Raw genomic sequence first — 19,202 nt, forward strand, 5'->3', positions numbered from 1 at the left:
GTCAAAGTTCCGAAAGCGGTAATGAAATTCCGACGCGGGGGGAGAGCGTGACTGAAACAGGCGTCTCGCCGTAATCGTCCTCATCGGAGAGGGCTGAGGGTGCGGGAGTGTCAGATATTTTACGCGGCTGCAGGCGGATAGGAGCAGGTGCAATTGGTCCTGCAGGTTTGTTTTGCCGGATCATGCGTGGGGGATGGGTCTGAAGCGGCAAAGCATCTTTTCCGCTTGCCAATGCCAGAATGCTGTCGAGCTGCTGGTCGAAACGTGCTGACCCGGACGCGTCCAAAACAGACTTACGGGCATGGCTGCTGATGTCATTCCAGAGCGCTTCATCCTGATACAGGCGTACGATCGCGTCAGCAAATTTGTCAGGGTCACAGAAACCGCCAGACAGACAGTCTTTTCCATCTTCCCAGTTGAGATGTGCACGCGTTGTTTCTGTCAAAATTGCAGGCAGGCCTGCCGCAGCCGCCTCGAGAATTTCTTTGGCAGAAGCACTCATGACGCGTGAAGGGTCAATCAGAATGCGCCGTGAACGATACAGAGCGTTCATGTTTATCAGTGAAGGCAGCGGTTCGACGTGCGATGCGCGGGTATAGGGCGTCAGATCGACATTGTCCCCTCGGTGCCCGGCCATCAGAACGGTTGCCTCTGGTGGCAGTCGCCCTTCCAGCTTCTGAATAACGTCGAGCATGAACCAGTTCAGGCCGTCATGTACGGCATTTCCTGCATCCTGTACGGGCAGAGCAAACAGAATACCTGAGCGTTCATTAAAACCAGGAGCCATTGCAGAGGATGTGATCGGAAACTGCTCCAGTTCCTGTACATTCCCATAACCAAGCTGACGGAGACTTTCTGCTTCCGTCTTGTGGGTGGTTACCAGAGCCTGGCACATCCAGGCATCTGTTAGTTCCTGATCAAGATCATCAAGCAGTTGCTCATGATCATCAACTGCTCCAACCCTCTTTCGAAGATAGGTTTCCTCCGCCTGTGTCCCGTCCAGATCCAGTACAATATTCAGCACAGGGAGAGTGGCGGCATGTGCGCGTAAAATCGCAGCAGTGCGTCGGAGCGCGCTGCTACCACTTACCCAGATCATATCAAAAGATCCGCTGCGATCGCGCAGGAAATCAGACAGCTCAGAAATATCGCTGTCGTTCATGATTTCGACGTTGGCCGGAAAATCCAAAGCGGTTGTTACGGTATCCGTGACATCTCCATCTATCGGAAAGACCGTAACGTGGTGCCCTTTCTGACTGAGGGCCAGAACAAGGTCTTGACGTCGCAGATGGGGAGAACCCAGCGAGCGATGTGGAAGTCGGTCGCACAGGAAGAGAACTGTAGGAACACCTGATGCAAAGCGGGCTTTGAACAGGGAGCTTCCCTGCATGGGATGCCGTGACAGCAGAGACGAGAAGCGACGGCGCAGCCAGTCCTGATTGCGTTTCAGGAAGTCTGAAGGAAGTGCGCTGGGCGGTCTGGTGCGATCCAGAATTGAAGGATCGTAGACAATTTTCCCGCCACCTTGACGTAGCGCCAGGCAGAGAGAAAGCAGTCGGGCTTCCGAACCAATGCAGTTCTGGTCAATGCTGCCGCATTCCGCGAGCCTTTCTCGTCTGCAGAGCATCATTCCGACCGAAATGGCATCTACCTGACGGCAGAAGCCAATTGCGGGTTCGTTTGCTTTGGCTCCCGTGCCAAAGCGCAACGTTGAGGCATCGCGCCATACGATTGTTCCGGCTTCCAGCACGCGTCCGTCAAGGCCAAGGGACTGACCACCAATGGCCCAGATGTCCGGAGAGTTAAAAGCCTGCAGTGCGGCTTTAAGAGAGCCCGGAAAAGGCTGCGTCCCTGGTTCCATGAGAAGAACGATGGGTGCACGTGCTGCTTCTACGCCTAGATTGACCTGTTCGCTGCTACTTGCCCGAAAAGACGGACGCAGGACGCGGATACCTTTTACAAACCGCTCGATCTGTGCCGTCTCATCTGTCGATCCTGCATCAACAATAATGACCTCGACCACTCCTGGGCCATTTGCGTGCAGTGCCGCGAGACTGGAGAGCGTGTCTAGGAACTGATTGGCAACCGGGATGATGACACTGACTTCCGGGGGCCGAATGAGGCGGAAATCGAGGGGAGCGCGGACGATGGACGGAATCAGTGTTTCTGCGCGCTTCAGATCCAGATTCTGGTACTGCTCTGCTGAAGCATCCGGAATATCTTCCGTCACGCCGAGAGTGCTCTGTGACTGCACCCACAATGCGAAAATATCCCTGAAATGCCGCTCTCTCAGCTTTCGCTGAACTCCAGGTTGGTGTGCAAATGCCTGCAAATCCACGCCTGTCTGTGGGATGCGCATTTCTCGTGCGCCAAACCGGATGAAATGCTCATACCCATTTCGGAAGCCGCCATCCGTAACGATAGCCGCAACATCCGGATAAAGCTGGGCATAATGTGCTTCGCTGAACCATTGATTCGGATTGTAAGCGACCGGATTTGAATTTGTCAGGTAATGGTGAAGAGCATTGAGGAAGAGGCCCTGCTCCACGGCTTTTGCAACCTCTGGATAGGTAGAAAGATACCACTCTGGATCAAAATACCAGGAACTGCGGCATAGGCCAGCCTCCGATGACATCAGGAACTGTCTGAAATCGCCTTTTCCATAATCATATGACAGGCCCCGGCTCAGGCTTGCCATACGGAAAACAGAGGTTTCAAAGAAAGGATGCGCCTGTCTGTGCTCGTGTTCCCCATCGGTCAGGTAATGGTCATATCCGTTGCTGAAACCCTGCGAGATCAGAACTGGCAGGCTTAGATCCGGATTGCGACTGAAGTAATCAGTTTCTGAGAACAACCAATGCGGTGAGCGGCTGCGAAAACCGCTTTCACAATAATGCAGAAAGCCACAGCTAAAAACGCCATAGCTGATCCCGTCTCGCACGTCTGGATTTTGGCGGAGATACCATTCTTCATCGAAGAAGCGGTTTGGAGAAAGGCCTTTACTGGCCCCCGTCTCGAGCCAATGATTTTCCATAGCCTCATTGCTGAGGTTCAGGGGCAGATTATCATCATTGAGGAGCTTTTCTTCGCGCAGAATGTGGGCGTAGCGTGTCCGATACCATTCCGCATCAAAGCGTCCCCACACGGGAGGACGGCTGCCGGAAAAAGCCGGGGAGGCTAGGATGTAGTCTTTCAAGCTCATGCGGACCGTCTCTTCTGCGCGAAACTCTTACTTCAGGACCTGTCGATATCTCATTTCTGCTGAGTGCGGCGGCTCTGCCAGAGGTCATGGAAGTTGATCGGCTGGATATTGCCGACAGGAAATCCAGCTTCCCGGATCGTATTAAGCAGGATCATTCTTGCAGACGGGAACAGATACCCAGGAGCATTGACCAGCAGCAGAGGTTCGACATCTGCCTGTGTGACCAGACCGGAAAGCGCAAAGAGACCCGCATAAGCGATCTGAAGTTCATACAGGGTACGGGCATTGTGTGTGGCGGACTGCGGAGCATCCAGACCCTGTGCACGGATCACGAGGGTGACTTCAAAATTCGGGTGTCCTCCCGGAAGCTGCCGGGCTGTCACGTCTACCGTCATGCCGATATGGGGCTCGCCTGAAATATCGCGATAGATGTCAGGCGTATTCTGTACGTCGATGGACAGTGTGCGAAGGTATTGAGAGCCAAGGACGAGTGTAGGGGCAGCAGCCGGGCTTGCAGAAACGCCCGAAGCGCCCTGAAGTGTGTCTGCGTGATCGTGATCGTTCATCCTGACCTTACCTTGTAAGCTATGCACGGTGTCCTGCGTAGTCGTCTGAAAGCGCAGCAACATGTCTGAAACAGTCTTGTGTCATGAGGGCGGCATTTTGGCTACCCGGCAACACTTTCTGCTGATCTCAAATGAGCCTGCCGCGTAGCATTCCCAAAGCTGGCAACGGCGCCCATCGTTTAGGTAATTCAGCACGGCGTATGCGCTCGATGTGATACACAGGCGGTGGTTGCTGTTCACTGATAAGAAATCGCGAATAACTCCTGACCTGAGCCATGCGCCACTGGCAGTCGGCCTCAGCGGCCTTTTGTGATAGATGAACATCTGCGATGACTTTGCGCCTTCCCTGCGAAGCAATGACAGCCCAGAGAAGATCAGCTTTCGGAAGTGTCGGTCGGAGGGGTATGACTTCGGACACAGCTCTCCCTTTCAGTGAGGCGCTGAGAATGTTATCGCCTTAAAGGAACGTCAGCATCGGTGCTTGGTTATGTTCCAAACGCAAGCACATCATGAGTGCTGACAGGAAATCAATCCTCCCGTGGTGCGGTTCTTGCCTCACGGGCAGCACGAATAGGACATTCCTATGCTGAGACTTCTTTTTATTGTCATCTTTCTGGCCGTATTGATCGTATTTGCCCTGAGCAACACGGACCTTGAGCCGATCTGGCTGATCTCTTTTGGCTGGCATCTTTCAGTGGGCACGCTCGCACTGGGCATTGGTGTCGTGGGGCTGATCTTCGGGTTTCTCACTGGATGGGTGGGCGAATTCCGTCAACGCTCCAGAGCCCGTCGTTCCGAGGCACATGTCCGTACACTGGAAAGCCAGTTGGTGGAGCTTCATCAGCGCCTTGATCGCCTGCAAACGCCTCCCGTTGCAGCTGCCCCCACATCAGTCCCCTCACCTGAAAACCGGATCTGACTTTCCCCATGACCAAGCGCACCAGGCTGATTGCCGCTTTTGATACAAACAGCCGAACGCAGGCCGAAGAATGGTCTTCAAGTCTTGGGCATGCTGTTGATGCCATCAAGCTTGGCCTCGAGTTTACGTATGCCTGTGGTCTGGATGCCGTGAAGTCCGTGTCTGCCGGGCATGAGTTGTTTCTGGATCTCAAACTGCATGACATTCCCAATACTGTTGCATCGGGATTGTCTGCGCTGGCGCCGTTGCGCCCTGCCCTGACGACAATTCATGCCTGTGGTGGCGCCGAGATGATCTCTCGCTCCCGCGAAGCGCTGGAGCAAGCTTTTCCGGGTGACGAAAAGCGTCCCAAGTTGCTGGCCGTAACCGTTCTGACGAGTATGGATGAAGCTGGACTGCGAGAAACGGGGGTGGATGCTACGCCGCGGGAGCAGGTTCTGCGTCTTGGTAAACTGGCGATTAGTGCCGGTGCGGATGGCCTTGTGTGCTCGGCACATGAAATTACCCTTCTGCGAGATGCTTTGGGCGACGATCCCGTTCTGGTTGTGCCGGGTATCCGGCCCGAGGGCAGCGCATCAAATGACCAGAAGCGCATCATGACGCCTACTCAGGCGGCGCAAGCCGGGGCAGACTGGATTGTTGTGGGGCGCCCGATCACGCGTTCGCCAAACCCGGCAAAGGCTGCAGCGGCTATTATGGCTGAGCTTGCGAGCGTATGACGAAAGTCAAAATCTGCGGTGTACGAGATGTAGAGACAATGCAGCTTTGCGCCAACCTAGCTGTAGACTGGGTTGGGTTTGTCTTTCACCCCGCATCACCACGATATGTATTGCCGGAGCAAGCGCGTCTGCTGCATGAGAGTGTGTCAGACGTCCTTGCGCCCTCCCGCGTAGGATTGTTCGTCAAAGCCGACGACAGGACAATTGAGCGTACCTTGCAAACAGTGCCGCTCAATGTTTTGCAGATTTACGATTCAGTTGAACGTGCGAAAGAAATCAGAAGTCGATTTGGACTTCCCGTCTGGTTAGCGCGCGGGGTGAAGTCATTCTCTGATCTCCCCATTCAGGCTGATGTTGACAGGTATGTCATCGAAGCCCCCAGGCAGGCTGGAGATGATCGCCCAGGCGGTCTCGGGCGAACATTTGACTGGACCTTGACCCGGAAGTGGAAAGCTCCCGCTTTCTGGATGCTTGCTGGAGGACTAACGCCGTTCAACGTTCAGGAGGCTCTGAACGCCAGTTCGGCGCCCGCTGTGGATGTGTCTTCCGGCGTTGAAAGCCAGGCGGGCGAAAAATCTCACAAATTAATTGAGCAATTTGTCGAAAAAGCCCGCATAAGGGGTTGATCTTCAAACAGACCTTTCGTAAACACCACCTCGCTCGACAGGAGAGATGGCCGAGCGGCTTAAGGCGCACGCTTGGAAAGCGTGTGTACGTTAATAGCGTACCGTGGGTTCGAATCCCACTCTCTCCGCCATATGTCTAGAAAACCAATGAAATCAGTCAGTTATGACCACATGCTGGTAGCACCTCGTCGGTAGTCCTTCCATGACCAAGAAGGCTCTACAGGATGATGATATGCACGGCTTGAGGCGGACAGGTGGCCTCACATGGTCTGTCCGTCTGTCTATTCCGCGTGATCGCCGGGCGGATGCTGGCGAGGCTTTCGGGACCAAATCAGGCATCAAGCAGGAAGTTATCCGGTCTCTCGGAACCCGCGATAAACAAGAGGCCATCAGAAGGCGCGACAAGGCCCTTGCAGTAATGCGGGAGGACTTGGACGCAAAGCTGGTGGCCGCTTGCTTCCTGCCTATCCACGGCCATTGGCAGCCCGATTGGATGAATGAAGACCGCTTGCTCACTGAGGCATTAGACGCTCGGCGAGAGATTACAGCCACATCAGATAGGACGGATGGTGGTGATAACGAGATGGGCGGGACTGATCCTAGACGCCGCCTCATCGAAGGCATGGATTATTTTCTGGACGAGCGTGCTGAGCAGCTTGAGGCGGCCGGTAAGAACCCTTCAGACTATGTGACCCGCTTCCGGGAAATTGCGCTGGGCCAGTCCACACCTATCGGCCCTCTCTTCGACCGCTGGATGCGGGACGTGGAAAGCACGATCAGACAGCAGACGGCCCGAGGGCACAGGCTGGCCTTTCGGCTCTTCGGGGAGTTTCTGGCTTTTCAGGATGGAGATGAGTGCCTCAGCCAAGACCCGGAAACCCTGATTGCGTCCACAAGCGTGGAAAGCGTCACCAAGAGGCGCATAGGCGAGTTTCCCGAATGGTTGGCCCAGCGAAAGGGGCTATGTGCAAAGACCATCCAGAGCCGTATCAGCCCGCTCAAGACCTTCTGGGATTGGCTGGAGCGTAAGGGTTATAGCGAGACCAATCCATGGCTGGGAGCGACTACGGGCCTCAAGCGTCGGGCTGAGGTGGAGGAGAAGCAGGACCGTGAACGAGAATATACTGAAGCGGAGTTGATTGCCCTACTCCAAGCTAACCCTGACGCACATAGGCGCTGGGGCTATGGGGCAGCCCTCTTTGATCTTGTCAGGCTGGGTCTCCTCACAGGGGCGAGGCAGAATGAGTTGGTCTCTTTAACACGGGATCGCATCCAGCCCCCTGAGACAGAAGGCGGACTGCCTATGATTGTGGTCACGTCTGAGGTGGCGAAGACCAGAAACTCCCGTAGACGCATCCCACTCCACCCATTGGCCCAGAAGATCATTAAAGAGCGTCTGGAGGCGCTTGAGGATCAGTCTGGAGATGCCCCTCTCTTTCCAGAGTGCCCACCGGGAGGCCCAGACGGAAAGCGTTCCTGGACCCTCTCCAAGCGGTTTACGACCTTCAGGCGCGATGTGCTTGGCAAGGTGTCAGATGGTCAGTTAGATTATCATAGCTTCAGGCGATGCTTCATCACCAACATGGAGAACGCCCAGCGCAAAGGAGTCTCTGCCTGCTCTGAGCTGGTCCGGGATCACCTTGTGGGCCATAAGCCCCAGAGCCTTGCTGGAAGCACCTATGCGACCAAGGACTTTGGAGGAGATGCTTATTCTGCGGCTATCACGGGGATGGTTGAGAAAGGATTGCCTGAAGGGGTCCTGAAGGCGCTAGAGGCCACTCAGAATGATCGGCCCCCATATCCTTGGCACTAATCCTTAATCGTGGGGCTGGTTGAACTGATTACTTCCTATTCAACCACAATCCGAATTTTTCTGCTCAAGCGAGCGATGCAAGCGTTTTCCAAAGACTTGCGAGCAATCTCCACACACGATCGGGATACGAGTAGACCGTCATGCATGGGAAGAACGATACCTCTAGCTTCCAAAATGCTACTCATTGCCTCCCGCATGATGGAGGCTTCCACCCCTGTGAGATATTGCCCTACAGCCCAGTTCTGCATTGGCTTGGGAATACTTGCCCGCAATGTCTCGGGAAGGATGTTTTCCACATCTTTCAGTGCTGGATAACGCGCAAATGCAGGGCCTTTAATCTCCTGAGGCTTAATGCTCTCCCGAATTGCTGAAGGGGTCTTCTTCGGCCATTTCTGAGGCGCTTTTCCGCTCTGCCAAAACAGGACGAACCAGTGCTTGATGGCGTCCCGATGGGTCTCTTCGAGGCCCGGAAGGCTATAGGGATCACCCTCAGGCGCTAGAGAGCCAAGAAGGGCCAGAGCAATGGACAGGTAGGACGCCGAGAGATCAAGCTCTGCCACAGCCTCACCGCTCATCGTAATGTGGCTGCGCTCTGTCTTGCCGATCCCGTTCTGGTAGTTATCCGCCCCACGGGCATAGATACGCCCTCCAAACTCCCTCATACCGATAAAGCGGGCCTGAAGCACAGGGCGAGCGCATCTTGTAAATTCGGTCTCGGCAAGACGTGCTGTGAGAAGCTGCATAAACACCTGAAGATCGTCACATCCGGAAGGGACGTTCATTGGTTGTCTGCTGGCCTCATTGATTCTTCCCCTCACCTTCGTGGGAATTTCCGTAAAGACCAGAAGCTCTTTAGGTGCCAGAAGCTCGATGGGAGCAGGTGCAATCAGCTTCCAGTCTTCACCCGCCGTTGAGGGCGTGCAGCCGTAACGCTGGGCCATGTCGATCAAGGTTCTGGATGGACGCAGACGGGCCGCGTCGCCGTGATAATCTCCCCAGACGTTCTTAAACCTCGAGCCCGGCACATAATCGAGCAACCCGAGAGCCCGCATTGCTTTGACCTTGGTCCAGAATGCATTGTGCTTCACAGGAAGCTTGCGTGAGGCTTTCCAGAACCATGTACTGGGGCTTTCATTTACAGCGGACCAGTCGCCGCTCAGGCCATGTCGGAGCAGCCCGGCGAGGATGATGCCCGTTTCCCGTATGCGTCTTTCTTGGCCCCTGTCGCGCCCTCCCAAGGCTGCTTTCGCTCGATCTCCAAGATGGGAGCGTAAGTCGTCGCTGATCTGGGTGGTCAGGTTGTGGGCAGCGTCCGTATCGGGAATGCGGCCCAGAGAGAGCGGAGGTGCAGAGCGGAGTTCTTCGGCATCGTGGTTATGAGATGGAACTGAAAGCTGGGGACGTTCTTCAGTCATGGGGTTTAGTGCTGGCAAGTTGTCCAATGTCCCAAACCTTTCATCTTATCCTCCTCATAGGTCCCAAGAGGCTAAACTCAACCTACAAGCATAACCACCTACATGATCTACAGACCCATTACCCGTATCCTATCTTCATCATCTAATCATGGGAATAGAGATTGATGTGGAGATGTATGAGCGTGGGTATATGGTTGGATTATACTACTCAACCATTATCTGATTATAGAATTGGATGATTAGATGATGGTGAATAAGAATGTGGGATGATTGGCGGCTTGAGCATACAAGTATCCTTTGAAGCTCTGGGGCCGCTAGCCACCCCCACAAGGGTCTTGCGGGACCATCCCGGTAGAGGGTGTCCTATGCTTCTGTGAGAGAAGTCCGGCTGTCTCTGAAAAGGTCTATGATGGAGAGACGGATGCGGACTTCAGTGAGTGAGAGGGTCAAGCGGTTAGTGGGTGCTCACTGTGGGACTGGACCAGCGAGAGGAACACCGAACGTCCTGCAACGGCTTTTTCCCAGTTGATAGGATGCCGCTCGCCTGTGGCCTTGATCTCTGTTTCCAGATTATCGCGATGCAGATTGAATGGGTTACCATCTTTATAGTGCAGTTTCCGTCCATCGTGCATCTCACCTGCGAGGAAGCGGGCTACCGTGACCATCTGGTGGCTACCGGGGGTTTGCGGGGCTTTGGTGAGCATGACGGCTGTGTGGTGGCCAGAGCGGTCGGTGATTACATAAATGCGCTTCCCCTCATCGGACATCTGCATCAGGTTGGCATGATCCGGCGCAGCAATATGCAGGAACCTACCAGCACCGTGGACCCCAGATAGTTGGAGGGTCCAGCCACCTGCTTCTTGAGAGCCTCTGACTGGGGCACGTGGCTTTTTAGGGCCTTTCGGCACCCCAGCGTCCGATCTTACTTTTCTGGTTGAATTGCGGGTTGGTCTTCTGCCCGGTACTTCCTCTTCTGAGGATACAAGGCGTGCGTCATCATGATGTGTTCGATCCAACAAGGGTGTCTCATTTCATATATTTTGGGATTGAGTGTGGTGTGGATGCGGCCCAGCGGTGAACGACACACCCTTGCGCCCTAGTTATGGGCGGATAGAACCACTCAGAGGTGGTTGATTGCTGAACGCATGATCCACACCAAGGAGCTGAGGAAGCCCAAGACGCCTATAGGCATCCTGCGGCCCTCAGTTCTCTGCTGTGGGTCGGTTGAGTACGGCCAAGAGTAACTGGCTGTAATTCTGTTTCTGGTATGGGTGGGATCATCCCGGGAAAGGAAGAAGCTTTGATCGCCAATCAGGGCCTCAGGAGCCTTTAACACCTTGGGGATGTCTTAGGGGCGCTTCTCTATAAGAAGCCTCATTAGACAGTTTTTCAACTAAACCCATGATTTCATTGAGTTTATCGAGTTCATCCGCCATTGCGGTTAGGTCCTTTGTAGCTGTGGTTTACCAGTCGGCGGAGCTGTAGGGTGGCATCTGGCCTCAACGCCTTCTGCGCCTCTGAAATGGCTAAAATCAGCCGATAAACCCGCTTTCTCAGGCCTCTAGTTTTCCTGCGTCGTACTTGGTTACGCTTAACGGCCTGAGAGCGACGGCCAAGGCGTGCTCTTGAAGGGCCTCCAGCTCTTCTAGGGGCTGTGCCACTGCTGGGATGCTCGTCAGATAGACTTACCAGCTTCTTATCCAGCCATGTGTTTTAGGAATCTTCGGGATTCCGAAACTGCACGAGTCATGCCTTCGCTGGGCCTGTATCACCAATGTCAACGAGGGTTCACATTCAGCGAACACAGGACGACATGACCACCACAGCCCCGCTCTTCGTTAGTTACTTCCGCGTTTCTACAGCCCGCCAAGGCGCTTCAGGACTTGGTATCGAAGCCCAGCAGAGAGCCGTTGCGGTTCATGTAGCCCAGGCAGGCGGACGTGAGCTTGCGTCTTTCACGGAGATTGAGAGCGGAAAGAACAATGAGCGGCCAAAGCTTGCTGAAGCAATGGAGCGTTGTCGTCTGACGGGTGCCGTCCTGTTGATTGCAAAGCTCGACAGGCTTTCCCGTGATGCCCATTTCCTCCTTGGGCTGGAGAAGGCTGGAATAGACTTCATTGCAGCGGACATGCCCAACGCTAACCGCCTGACGGTCGGAATCATGGCCCTTGTGGCCCAGCAGGAGCGCGAAGCTATCTCCGCACGTACGAAAGCCGCTCTTGCTGAAGCAAAGGCTCGTGGCAAGATGTTGGGTGGTTATCGGCCCGGCGCTCGCAAAGTGGACTACAGACTGTCCGTAGAAGCCCGTCAGAGGGCCGCTGAGGCCTTTAGGGCAAGCGTTGGTCCATGGTGATTGAACTCCGCAATGAGGGCCTGAGCCTTCGTCAAATCGCTTCCAGACTGGCCCACCAAGGCATTAGAACCGCGAAAGGTGGAATGTGGACCGCTGCGGCTGTGAGGCGGGTTTCCGTTCCTGAGGTGGAGTGCGTTAAATTCTCCCAAGAAAGCGCATAGCTTCTTCAAGTTTTTCTCTTCGATGGGCAGGGCAAGGCTTCGTCCGTTTGGAAAGATCACGGCGATTAGGGGCAACTTTTGTAATCAAGCCATGTTCGGACAATATGTGGGCAATCCAACAGGATTGGGCCGTAAAGCCATGATTTTCTTTCACCCACTTTATGATTTCTTGATACGTCGCCATTCTACCTGATCCTTTATTCGGCTGATCCAGCACCAACGTCTCTACGGGCGCATAACAACCTTTCTGAATCTATCTCTGCTCAGACGGGCCACGGACGCTATAGGCTGCTCTCTGGCGGGTTTCAAACAGTCTTGCATGATCCTTCCAGCCCACTAAATTTCTAAAGCCCTCCATAGACACGTCTAGCGGCTTGAAAATGGGCTCTTTGGACGCAATGCTTGAAACGAGGTGCGAGCGTTAGTGACGCACGGTGAATGAGTGAGTGTCACTTATTTGCTGGCTGTTTTCTGCGGTAAATTGAAAATTTGCGGAAAGTCCCACTCTCTCCGCCAGATAAATCAAAAATTCCCGGATTCTTCAGGGAGTTATTTGATTTGTCAAAATTCATCCCACCTTGAGACCCATCTTAAAAAATGCGTCATCGCGCGGCGCTCGGACGCGATATGCGTTGTTTTATAAATTTCCCGATGTGACCTGCTGACTGATGTCCTGCTGTCTCCAGAGACATCTAGATGATCTGAGGGCGCGACTGAAACAGCGACCCACGAAAAAACGCTCAGAAATTTCTTGAAATCGTCGTCCGTGCTCGGCTAACGTTATTAAGTTAGCTGACACTACAGTACGAAAAACTTCTAGCAAGCCCAGAAGGCTCTCTGCCACTGCTTCAAGCAGAGACCCTGTAGAACACTGAACGCCGAAAAAACCAAACGAAATTAGTATCATCGTTAGTCCCATGAGGGGCTGGTTGGAAAGGCGTATCATGAGTTCTGTTTTCCCCCTTCGTCGCTCTGACGACATCTTCATAACGCGTCGGGAAGCTTCTGAGCGACTACGCGTGTCCCTCTCGACGATCGACAGATATGTCGCTGCGGGCGAGCTCGAACGCTTGAAAATCGGTCCAAGGCGAACTCTGTTTCGACTGCGCGATGTCGAAAGGCTCGTCCGTCGTGACGGCAGCGCTTCTTCCGCCATGCAGACCACACTGAGCAACGTCTGGTCGTAGCTGCTGATTTTATCAGTGCAGGATACCTGCGGATCTTTCCTTTCCATGATGAAAGCTAGCGCTATGTTTGACGTCGCTGAGATTGACTTTGCTTGGGACAGCCCTTGGGACTCCCTGGAGATGAAATGCGTCTATCAGGATATTGTTTTCTGGATCCTGTGTGATGTTACTCGAGAGATTGATCCCTATTACAAGACTAATTGCTACAAAGTAGATAATCCCGATAGTTTATTTTCGCCACCAACTACCGTAAATGACTTACATAACTTGTTCTGGGCATCTCCTTCGGAGATTTCTGAAGGATGGTTTCTATTCAAAATGATGAACGGTAATTTTTCAGACACTAAGCTTTTTGAAATCCTTAATACATTTCTTTTCCTGAAAGACAAATCTACGATTGCACAGCCAACGATAGATGAAATCATGGAGTTTTTGTTTGCCCGTGCTTCGCATTGGTCAGATAAACTGACGATTAAAGATCTCCTGCCGCAGCTGGCTTCTGGCAGGATGATCCAGGTCCATGATCAGTCCCCGCCTGGAGGGCTGCCGCTGAACGTTATCGCGGAGCAAGTCCTGTTTTATAAAAGGCCGATACGACCTGACGAGCAGCTTATTCTTGCACGTGCTCTGACATATCTTGGATGGCGACGGCATCGTACCGCCCAGACACGCCGATGGATTGCTCCCCCTGACTTTCCGACAAAAGATCCCGGCAAACTTCGATGGCATTACAGGTGACGATGTCCGCCAAAGCACAGCGACTTCGCGAGTACCTTTGCACGAGAGAAAACATCCCGCAGGCGATTATCATGGCGTTTGATGGTCATCGAAGATCGATAGATACCAGCAGAAACGGCTGGTGACTGCGGAATTGCCCCTGATGGAACATCGAAAGACGATCCAGTTGCGCGACGGGCAGCCAGAGACGACCGTCCAGAGCAAGGCAAGGTGCATCCGCCCAGTGCAGACGTGAATCCGAGATCAGTTTCGTGATCTTTCCCGAAACGTCTCTCCGATAGACGCCGTTATCCTTCAGATTGGTGAAGTAAAGGTTTCCGGCAGTATCCATGGCACTGCCCCCGATTGGAGGTAAATCTGCCCAAGGCTTCACAGCCGCAGACAGATCGGTTGATGACACATTGGGATCGTCAAGAAATGCTGTCGGAATGCGGGACCACGGCCCTTCAAGCGGCCCGAAATACAGCCATTTCCCGTCCGGACTCACTTCCAGCGGATCGACATTCACCAGAAGCGGCTGACGCGGGTGGCTCTCCACGACGTGTCCGTCCAGGATAAGCGGTCGATCTGTCCGTGCGCGTGTGGACGCGTCATTGTCCAGAACACGACGTGCCTGGCCTGTTTTGATGTCAAGAACAATCAGCGCCGCCTTGCCCGCATCAGTCAGATAGGCATGCATCCCGTTGAAACGGATATCGTCGATATAGCTCCCCGCCTGCGCGATCTCTGGGCCCAGAGGATAGATTCGCAGCACATCACCTGTTGCCGGATCAATGCGGACCAGTTTGGCTCCCCCAGGTAAGGGTGGACCTCCAAAAGACGGAGTTCCAGTATCAACAACCCAGAGCGTGCCGTCAGGAGCAACATGGAGGGCATTGACGCTGACAAAGCGATGTGTCGCATCCCGTCCGGGTTTCCAGCCACTCCAGTCAGCATCTGGAAACGGCTCTATCTTTCCATTCTTCGTCAGAAGAGCTACGGTCGGTCAGGAAAACCCGGTCCAGCGAGGGCCTGCGACAAACACATGACCGCCAGCAAGCGCTACGGCGTTCCAGTCCATGGCCGTAGTGGTCGCCTCAATCCTGATGGTCTGTGCATGGGAAGAAACAGGATGCGCGTATACCCCAACGAATCCTGTGAAAACGGCAATGGCGATCCTGCACAGGCCTCTTTTTGTGAAAGCCTGCCGTGAGCGCGGTCTCATGAACCCCATGACGTTAGATCCCTGCAATAAAGCCGGACGGCGTACCGTCAGCAGGATCCACGAACACCACGTCATCTGGCGCCCGTCGCGGCGTGTCGATAGCCAGAAAAATAACTGGGTGGCTTAGAATGCGGGGTACGGCATGTACCGCCCGACGGGGGAACACCAGAAGATGGCCGGGGGCAAACGGAGCCTCCTCCTTGGGATCATCAATCCAGAACGTGCCTGTCCCGGACAGGACATGAAGCACTTCATCGCACTGGGTATGATAATGCGGCGGCACATCCCGATAGATTCGGAAGACCCGGATACTGGCTTCCGGCTTGTCGGTCAGATAGGTGTCCAGCAGCATCGTGTCCGCCGTTTCGGGAAACGCCGCCGCAATTTTATTGAGATCGAAGCGACCTCCCGTCCGGTTCAGGGTCATCAGATGTTCTTCGTCATTCATGAGGTCTGCTCCTCTCAAGCGCTTTGACTGTTTTCGTCACGGTTCTCTCCGTTCAGGCAGGAAAACTTTCGAGCACGATCTTGCCTTTGGCCTGACCACTCTCGATCAGAGCGTGAGCCTCTCGCAGATTGGCGGCGGTGATCGCGCCAAGATTTTTGCCGAGCGTCGTACGGAGACGCCCTTCGTCTAGAAGGCGCGACACCTCGTTCAGGAGTTTCCCTTGTGTGCTGATGTCTGCCGTTCCGAACAGTGAGCGGGTGAACATCAGCTCCCAATGCAGGGACAGGCTTTTGCGCTTGAGGGGTACAGCATTGAGTTCAGCAGGATCATCAATCAGGCCGAAATGTCCCTGAGGGGCAAGAAGTTCGACGATCTCTGCCAGGTGGCGATCCGTCTGCGTCGTCGAAAAGACAAAACCGGGAGCGCCCGTAGGAAGGCCAGCAACCTGTTCCGCTAGAGGCTTACTGTGATCGATCACGTAATCTGCCCCGAGAGATGTGACCCAGTCCTGCGTTTCGGGGCGCGAAGCCGTAGTAATGACCGTGATGTCGGTCAGAACCTTGGTCAACTGGATCGCCATGGAACTGACCCCGCCTGCGCCTCCAATGATCAATATGGACGGCGTCGTTCCCGGGACAGGCCGACGAACGTCCAGGCGATCGAAAAGCATCTCCCAGGCGGTGATTGCTGTCAGCGGTAAGGCCGCGGCTTCGGCCCAGTTCAGGGAGCGGGGTTTGCGACCGACAATCCGCTCATCGACCAGATGAAACTCCGCGTTGGTCCCTGAGCGATTGATCGCCCCCGCATAAAAGACCTCATCGCCGACAGAAAAATCTGCGACGTCCGGTCCAGTGCCCACGACAACCCCCGCCGCATCCCAGCCCAGAACACGCCACTGACCTGCCTCTGGTGTCGCACTGCGACGGACCTTTGTATCAACCGGATTGACCGACACAGCCCTGATTTCCACCAGAAGATCCCGGCCCGAAGGAACAGGTTTCGGTAGATCAATATCCTGAAGAGATGCCGGATTTTCGATGGGAAGCGGCGTCTGATAACCGATGGCCCGCATGATGTCTGATCCTCTGTTGAATGAGGAGAAGAGTGAGCACTATGCTGTTTTCAGACAAAAACGCACTTTTAACGCCCATAGTGTCGGAAATGATACCGTTATGACCCGTATCCGCCATCAGTCGCTCGATTGCAGCCCCGGCTGCGCTGTTGAAGCAACGCTTCAGCTCATCGACGGAAAATGGAAAGGCGTAATCCTCTATCATCTGCTTCAGGGAACCTTACGCTTCAACGCCATCCGCAAGCGCCTGCCCAACATCACGCAGAGAATGCTGACGACCCAGCTTCGCGAACTGGAGCGTGACGGGTTCGTGTTACGGACGGTTTACCCAGAAGTTCCGCCAAAGGTGGAATACAGCCTCACCCCACGCGGACGGACCCTCAAGCCTGTCATCATGGCTCTCAAGGCCTGGGGCGACGAGCACACACAGTTCAGGCATGGGCCTGAGGCCCGTGCAGATCAAGATGAAATACTCACTTCTGCCGCTAAAGGGACTAAATAATTGCTCAGTAGTCATTCGGCTAAGGGGGGGGAAGCAGTCTGTCGGCTTTTCTATTCGAGCGATCAAAAGCAGACCAATTATCACCCATTTCTGATCCGTCAGATCGCCTCGTGCCATGTCTGTTCCCTCTGCCCGTTATCCCCAGGCATCCCCGGGCACAAAGTGAATCAGATCTCAGGCAGACCATACAGTCCTTTTGCCAACGTGATCTAGGATCGAGCATCTACATTACCCATGACTGGTAATCGCATAATATTTGTGGTGATATATGTCACGTTGAAAGGCTTTTGGGTGATCCTTGAAAGAAATCTGGAGAAATTAATTGAGCGATGATTTTTTTATCGGTGATTTAATCAGAGCCAAACAATCCGCTGTCGATGCAGCAGTTACCACCATAGCCAAGAGTGCTGCGGGTCCATATTTCTTGCAGCGGCGTCCTGCTTTGGTATTAGGATACTATTCCCTTGGTATTGGCAATCGAGTGAGTGCATGGATCGCTTATAAGCGGAAAAATGGAAAATGGTACGAATACGGTTGGCCCGTAAATCTAAATAAATACGAGCTAGTTTCCAGACCCAAAAACACTGCAATTCTTAATCCGTTTGAAGCATGGCAAAATATTCCTCAAGCGAGACACATTACTCTCGTTAGATCAAAGAAATGTTTCTACAGTTACCAGTGGGCTGCGGGAACATCGACAACCGATCCCGATACACCCCTGCTGTATCAGTCTCTACCTATGTCAGCCGCTGATCTGGGGGCATATATTCGGCTTGCTCTCTCTAAGACGAGCGATCACAGATCACAAAGGATCGATGGGAAATTTTCGGAGGTTTATCTTCGTGAAATTGCTATCAGATCCAACGAAAGTGGTGCACCCATAAAGGAGGAGCTTTCGACAAAATTTAAACTCGAACCTACCAAGCTTCTTTCCACACGATCGCAAATATCTATAAACCAATTATTTGATTGTTATGAATTACATCCTTCAGTTCAATATGGTGGAAGCGATATGTTTGTTTCCATAAATGAAAGTGATGAAATTTTAGGAAAGGCGGTACTTGAAATGCTCGATAGACCCTACATGGCAGAAAAGAAATATTGCGAAAAATATTCCTATTTGTCGCATGTGATGCCCCATCTGGAAAAATCCATCATAGATGCGGAATTTTAATATTCATTTATAATCTTATTGATCTTTCTATCACCTAGGTCCTTTCATCATATTGCTAAGACGCGTCGTTTGGGCGGGTGCCAGCGTGACTGCAGCGGTGATTTGGGAAATCTCATCGGCGGAAAACAACGCCGGAAAGATGAAGCGCTTTTCCAACTCCTCCAGCACCACGAACCACGAGATATATTTCATCTTATGATCGGGATTGCGCATGCCTTCGGCAAAAATCTGGGGCAAGGCGCTGCCTTGGTAGGCTTGCAAATGCCCGGGATCAACGGCGATTGCCGTCTTGCTCATAATGTTCAAACCATCAGTCATAATGATCCGGCCGAAGGGGCACTGAGATCTATGACCTCCAGTTCTGTCAATCGGACAGTGACAGTCAATATCCCGTGCAGTGGGGCTGTTTGGTTCTTTGCGATATCGACTAAGGAGGAATCGGCAAAGCGGGTCAAAAAGCTGTCAATCTCATTGAGCTTAATTGGCTCGGTGAATTCGTGTTCTATCGACTGCCAATCATCGTCAACCGCGCCAATTTCAAGCCGAGCGATCGTAACACCCAAAATAGTAACGCCAGTCACGACACAGCAAGGCGCATGCTCCCTTGTGGCCGAAGGTGTGCAGAGAAAACCAGTGCTGCTGGAGGAAAAGCCTCTCACATCCATGCCAGGGGAGGCTTCGATACGGATAGGCCACACGGATCTTGTCAATATTGTCAGTCTTGTGAGGATGCATTGCTTGTATCCAACGTAAGGTGGCGACAATAGCGAGAAGAAGGAGCGTCAGATGAGTGACTTAACGGCAAGTAGCGTGACTTCGGAAAGCTCGTGAGCAGGTGCACATACCGAGCTTGCGGCACCATAATTTGTACAACAGCTAGCTAAATTTGTTCGCATATAAGAGGCGTTCCGGTTTGTCCAGAAGGCCGGACAAAAGAGGGGCGGATTATGCGGCTCCGCGAATGGTCGGTTTCAGAGTAACCGGACGCGCCAAGCCGCAGCACTGCCCCCCACCAAAGTTCCAAATGCGGTCTATCGCGGTTCACCTAAAAACGTCTGCTTTCGGGCAGCCAACATCCCCACTTCGATGTCTCACTTGAGGCG

At 53.5% G+C, this 19,202-nt stretch carries 20 protein-coding genes and 1 tRNA gene; 12 read left to right on the top strand and 9 right to left on the bottom strand.

From position 1 onward, the window contains the following. Position 1 precedes the first annotated feature (1 nt). Both JN414_RS08950 and JN414_RS08955 read right to left on the bottom strand, forming a co-directional pair. Positions 2 to 3,202: a glycosyltransferase gene (locus JN414_RS08950; RefSeq protein ID WP_202207582.1), complete on the bottom strand. Its 3,201-nt coding sequence runs from the start codon at positions 3,200 to 3,202 to the stop codon at positions 2 to 4. A gap of 50 nt (positions 3,203 to 3,252) precedes the next feature. Beyond that, positions 3,253 to 3,768, bottom strand: a complete 516-nt coding sequence (locus JN414_RS08955; RefSeq protein WP_064272925.1) for a protein-export chaperone SecB — start codon at positions 3,766 to 3,768, stop codon at positions 3,253 to 3,255. A gap of 583 nt (positions 3,769 to 4,351) precedes the next feature. Here JN414_RS08955 and JN414_RS08960 point away from each other — a divergent pair. From JN414_RS08960 to JN414_RS08980, 5 genes are all read left to right on the top strand, one after another. Beyond that, positions 4,352 to 4,687 (top strand): lipopolysaccharide assembly protein LapA domain-containing protein, encoded by a 336-nt coding sequence (locus tag JN414_RS08960; protein WP_202207583.1) that lies wholly within the window; start codon positions 4,352 to 4,354, stop codon positions 4,685 to 4,687. A gap of 8 nt (positions 4,688 to 4,695) precedes the next feature. Continuing rightward, entirely contained in the window at positions 4,696 to 5,406 is a 711-nt protein-coding gene (gene pyrF / locus JN414_RS08965; protein ID WP_202207584.1) for an orotidine-5'-phosphate decarboxylase, read from the top strand. After that, positions 5,403 to 6,032: a phosphoribosylanthranilate isomerase gene (locus tag JN414_RS08970; RefSeq protein WP_202207585.1), complete on the top strand. Its 630-nt coding sequence runs from the start codon at positions 5,403 to 5,405 to the stop codon at positions 6,030 to 6,032. Before pyrF ends, JN414_RS08970 begins: the two co-directional genes overlap by 4 nt. 40 nt (positions 6,033 to 6,072) lie before the next feature. After that, positions 6,073 to 6,163 (top strand) — tRNA-Ser (locus tag JN414_RS08975). A gap of 71 nt (positions 6,164 to 6,234) precedes the next feature. Further along, complete coding sequence (locus JN414_RS08980; protein WP_237389951.1) at positions 6,235 to 7,845, top strand: site-specific integrase; 1,611 nt, start codon at positions 6,235 to 6,237, stop codon at positions 7,843 to 7,845. Positions 7,846 to 7,880: 35 nt separating this feature from the next. On the opposite strand, the gene JN414_RS08985 is transcribed toward JN414_RS08980, so the two are convergent. Further along, the gene (locus JN414_RS08985; RefSeq protein ID WP_202207586.1) at positions 7,881 to 9,260 is read right to left on the bottom strand and encodes a hypothetical protein; all 1,380 of its coding nucleotides are present in this window, start codon (positions 9,258 to 9,260) and stop codon (positions 7,881 to 7,883) included. Positions 9,261 to 9,706: 446 nt separating this feature from the next. Next, positions 9,707 to 10,027 carry a hypothetical protein gene (locus JN414_RS08990; RefSeq protein ID WP_202207587.1) on the bottom strand — a complete coding sequence of 107 codons (321 nt, stop codon included), beginning with the start codon at positions 10,025 to 10,027 and terminating at the stop codon, positions 9,707 to 9,709. A 1,046-nt stretch (positions 10,028 to 11,073) separates the two neighbouring features. On the opposite strand from JN414_RS08990, the gene JN414_RS08995 reads away from it, so the two are divergent. From JN414_RS08995 to JN414_RS16865, 4 genes are all read left to right on the top strand, one after another. Beyond that, positions 11,074 to 11,613 (top strand): recombinase family protein, encoded by a 540-nt coding sequence (locus JN414_RS08995; protein ID WP_308469043.1) that lies wholly within the window; start codon positions 11,074 to 11,076, stop codon positions 11,611 to 11,613. Then, on the top strand, positions 11,607 to 11,774 hold the full coding sequence (locus tag JN414_RS17205) for a recombinase family protein (protein WP_308469044.1): 168 nt from the start codon (positions 11,607 to 11,609) through the stop codon (positions 11,772 to 11,774). Before JN414_RS08995 ends, JN414_RS17205 begins: the two co-directional genes overlap by 7 nt. A 944-nt stretch (positions 11,775 to 12,718) precedes the next feature. Then, positions 12,719 to 12,961, top strand: a complete 243-nt coding sequence (locus JN414_RS09000) for an AlpA family transcriptional regulator (RefSeq protein ID WP_035729032.1) — start codon at positions 12,719 to 12,721, stop codon at positions 12,959 to 12,961. Positions 12,962 to 13,006: 45 nt separating this feature from the next. Further along, positions 13,007 to 13,699: a hypothetical protein gene (locus tag JN414_RS16865; RefSeq protein WP_237389952.1), complete on the top strand. Its 693-nt coding sequence runs from the start codon at positions 13,007 to 13,009 to the stop codon at positions 13,697 to 13,699. Between the two features lie 85 nt (positions 13,700 to 13,784). Here the strand turns inward: JN414_RS16865 and JN414_RS09010 are convergent, their stop codons facing one another. Next, on the bottom strand, positions 13,785 to 14,669 hold the full coding sequence (locus JN414_RS09010) for an L-dopachrome tautomerase-related protein (RefSeq protein WP_308469046.1): 885 nt from the start codon (positions 14,667 to 14,669) through the stop codon (positions 13,785 to 13,787). Here JN414_RS09010 and JN414_RS16870 point away from each other — a divergent pair. Then, the gene (locus JN414_RS16870; protein ID WP_237389953.1) at positions 14,565 to 14,891 is read left to right on the top strand and encodes a hypothetical protein; all 327 of its coding nucleotides are present in this window, start codon (positions 14,565 to 14,567) and stop codon (positions 14,889 to 14,891) included. The two genes, JN414_RS09010 and JN414_RS16870, sit on opposite strands and share 105 nt — an antisense overlap. Positions 14,892 to 14,916: 25 nt before the next feature. On the opposite strand, the gene JN414_RS09015 is transcribed toward JN414_RS16870, so the two are convergent. Together JN414_RS09015 and JN414_RS09020 are read right to left on the bottom strand one after the other, a co-directional pair. Continuing rightward, positions 14,917 to 15,351 (bottom strand): cupin domain-containing protein, encoded by a 435-nt coding sequence (locus JN414_RS09015; protein WP_146862848.1) that lies wholly within the window; start codon positions 15,349 to 15,351, stop codon positions 14,917 to 14,919. 52 nt (positions 15,352 to 15,403) lie between these two features. Beyond that, positions 15,404 to 16,423, bottom strand: coding sequence for a zinc-binding alcohol dehydrogenase family protein (locus tag JN414_RS09020; RefSeq protein WP_202207588.1), 1,020 nt, complete (start codon positions 16,421 to 16,423; stop codon positions 15,404 to 15,406). 100 nt (positions 16,424 to 16,523) lie between these two features. On the opposite strand from JN414_RS09020, the gene JN414_RS09025 reads away from it, so the two are divergent. After that, positions 16,524 to 16,925, top strand: coding sequence for a helix-turn-helix domain-containing protein (locus JN414_RS09025; RefSeq protein ID WP_202207589.1), 402 nt, complete (start codon positions 16,524 to 16,526; stop codon positions 16,923 to 16,925). Positions 16,926 to 17,247: 322 nt separating this feature from the next. After that, on the top strand, positions 17,248 to 18,099 hold the full coding sequence (locus JN414_RS09030) for a hypothetical protein (protein ID WP_202207590.1): 852 nt from the start codon (positions 17,248 to 17,250) through the stop codon (positions 18,097 to 18,099). A 30-nt stretch (positions 18,100 to 18,129) separates the two neighbouring features. On the opposite strand, the gene JN414_RS09035 is transcribed toward JN414_RS09030, so the two are convergent. Both JN414_RS09035 and JN414_RS16875 read right to left on the bottom strand, forming a co-directional pair. Next, positions 18,130 to 18,417, bottom strand: a complete 288-nt coding sequence (locus tag JN414_RS09035; RefSeq protein ID WP_202207591.1) for a hypothetical protein — start codon at positions 18,415 to 18,417, stop codon at positions 18,130 to 18,132. A gap of 219 nt (positions 18,418 to 18,636) precedes the next feature. Further along, a complete protein-coding gene (locus JN414_RS16875) occupies positions 18,637 to 18,834 on the bottom strand; it encodes a hypothetical protein (protein WP_215769343.1) in 198 nt (65 codons plus the stop codon). Positions 18,835 to 19,202 lie beyond the last annotated feature (368 nt).

Origin of the sequence: Gluconobacter sp. Gdi, assembly GCF_014132155.1 — a bacterium.
Lineage (GTDB): Bacteria > Pseudomonadota > Alphaproteobacteria > Acetobacterales > Acetobacteraceae > Gluconobacter.

Excerpts from the sequence above, each read along its gene's own strand:
- JN414_RS09000 (WP_035729032.1), top strand. The coding sequence starts at position 12,719 with ATGAGTTCTGTTTTCCCCCTTCGTCGCTCTGACGACATCTTCATAACG.
- JN414_RS09020 (WP_202207588.1), bottom strand. The coding sequence starts at position 16,423 with ATGCGGGCCATCGGTTATCAGACGCCGCTTCCCATCGAAAATCCGGCA.
- JN414_RS08990 (WP_202207587.1), bottom strand. The coding sequence starts at position 10,027 with ATGTCCGATGAGGGGAAGCGCATTTATGTAATCACCGACCGCTCTGGC.
- JN414_RS08960 (WP_202207583.1), top strand. The coding sequence starts at position 4,352 with ATGCTGAGACTTCTTTTTATTGTCATCTTTCTGGCCGTATTGATCGTA.
- JN414_RS08970 (WP_202207585.1), top strand. The coding sequence starts at position 5,403 with ATGACGAAAGTCAAAATCTGCGGTGTACGAGATGTAGAGACAATGCAG.
- JN414_RS09035 (WP_202207591.1), bottom strand. The coding sequence starts at position 18,417 with ATGACTGATGGTTTGAACATTATGAGCAAGACGGCAATCGCCGTTGAT.
- JN414_RS09025 (WP_202207589.1), top strand. The coding sequence starts at position 16,524 with ATGACCCGTATCCGCCATCAGTCGCTCGATTGCAGCCCCGGCTGCGCT.
- JN414_RS17205 (WP_308469044.1), top strand. The coding sequence starts at position 11,607 with ATGGTGATTGAACTCCGCAATGAGGGCCTGAGCCTTCGTCAAATCGCT.
- JN414_RS16870 (WP_237389953.1), top strand. The coding sequence starts at position 14,565 with ATGGAGGGCATTGACGCTGACAAAGCGATGTGTCGCATCCCGTCCGGG.
- JN414_RS08995 (WP_308469043.1), top strand. The coding sequence starts at position 11,074 with ATGACCACCACAGCCCCGCTCTTCGTTAGTTACTTCCGCGTTTCTACA.
- JN414_RS08980 (WP_237389951.1), top strand. The coding sequence starts at position 6,235 with ATGACCAAGAAGGCTCTACAGGATGATGATATGCACGGCTTGAGGCGG.
- JN414_RS08985 (WP_202207586.1), bottom strand. The coding sequence starts at position 9,260 with ATGACTGAAGAACGTCCCCAGCTTTCAGTTCCATCTCATAACCACGAT.
- JN414_RS16865 (WP_237389952.1), top strand. The coding sequence starts at position 13,007 with ATGATGAAAGCTAGCGCTATGTTTGACGTCGCTGAGATTGACTTTGCT.
- JN414_RS16875 (WP_215769343.1), bottom strand. The coding sequence starts at position 18,834 with ATGCATCCTCACAAGACTGACAATATTGACAAGATCCGTGTGGCCTAT.
- JN414_RS08955 (WP_064272925.1), bottom strand. The coding sequence starts at position 3,768 with ATGAACGATCACGATCACGCAGACACACTTCAGGGCGCTTCGGGCGTT.
- JN414_RS09015 (WP_146862848.1), bottom strand. The coding sequence starts at position 15,351 with ATGAATGACGAAGAACATCTGATGACCCTGAACCGGACGGGAGGTCGC.
- pyrF (WP_202207584.1), top strand. The coding sequence starts at position 4,696 with ATGACCAAGCGCACCAGGCTGATTGCCGCTTTTGATACAAACAGCCGA.
- JN414_RS08950 (WP_202207582.1), bottom strand. The coding sequence starts at position 3,202 with ATGAGCTTGAAAGACTACATCCTAGCCTCCCCGGCTTTTTCCGGCAGC.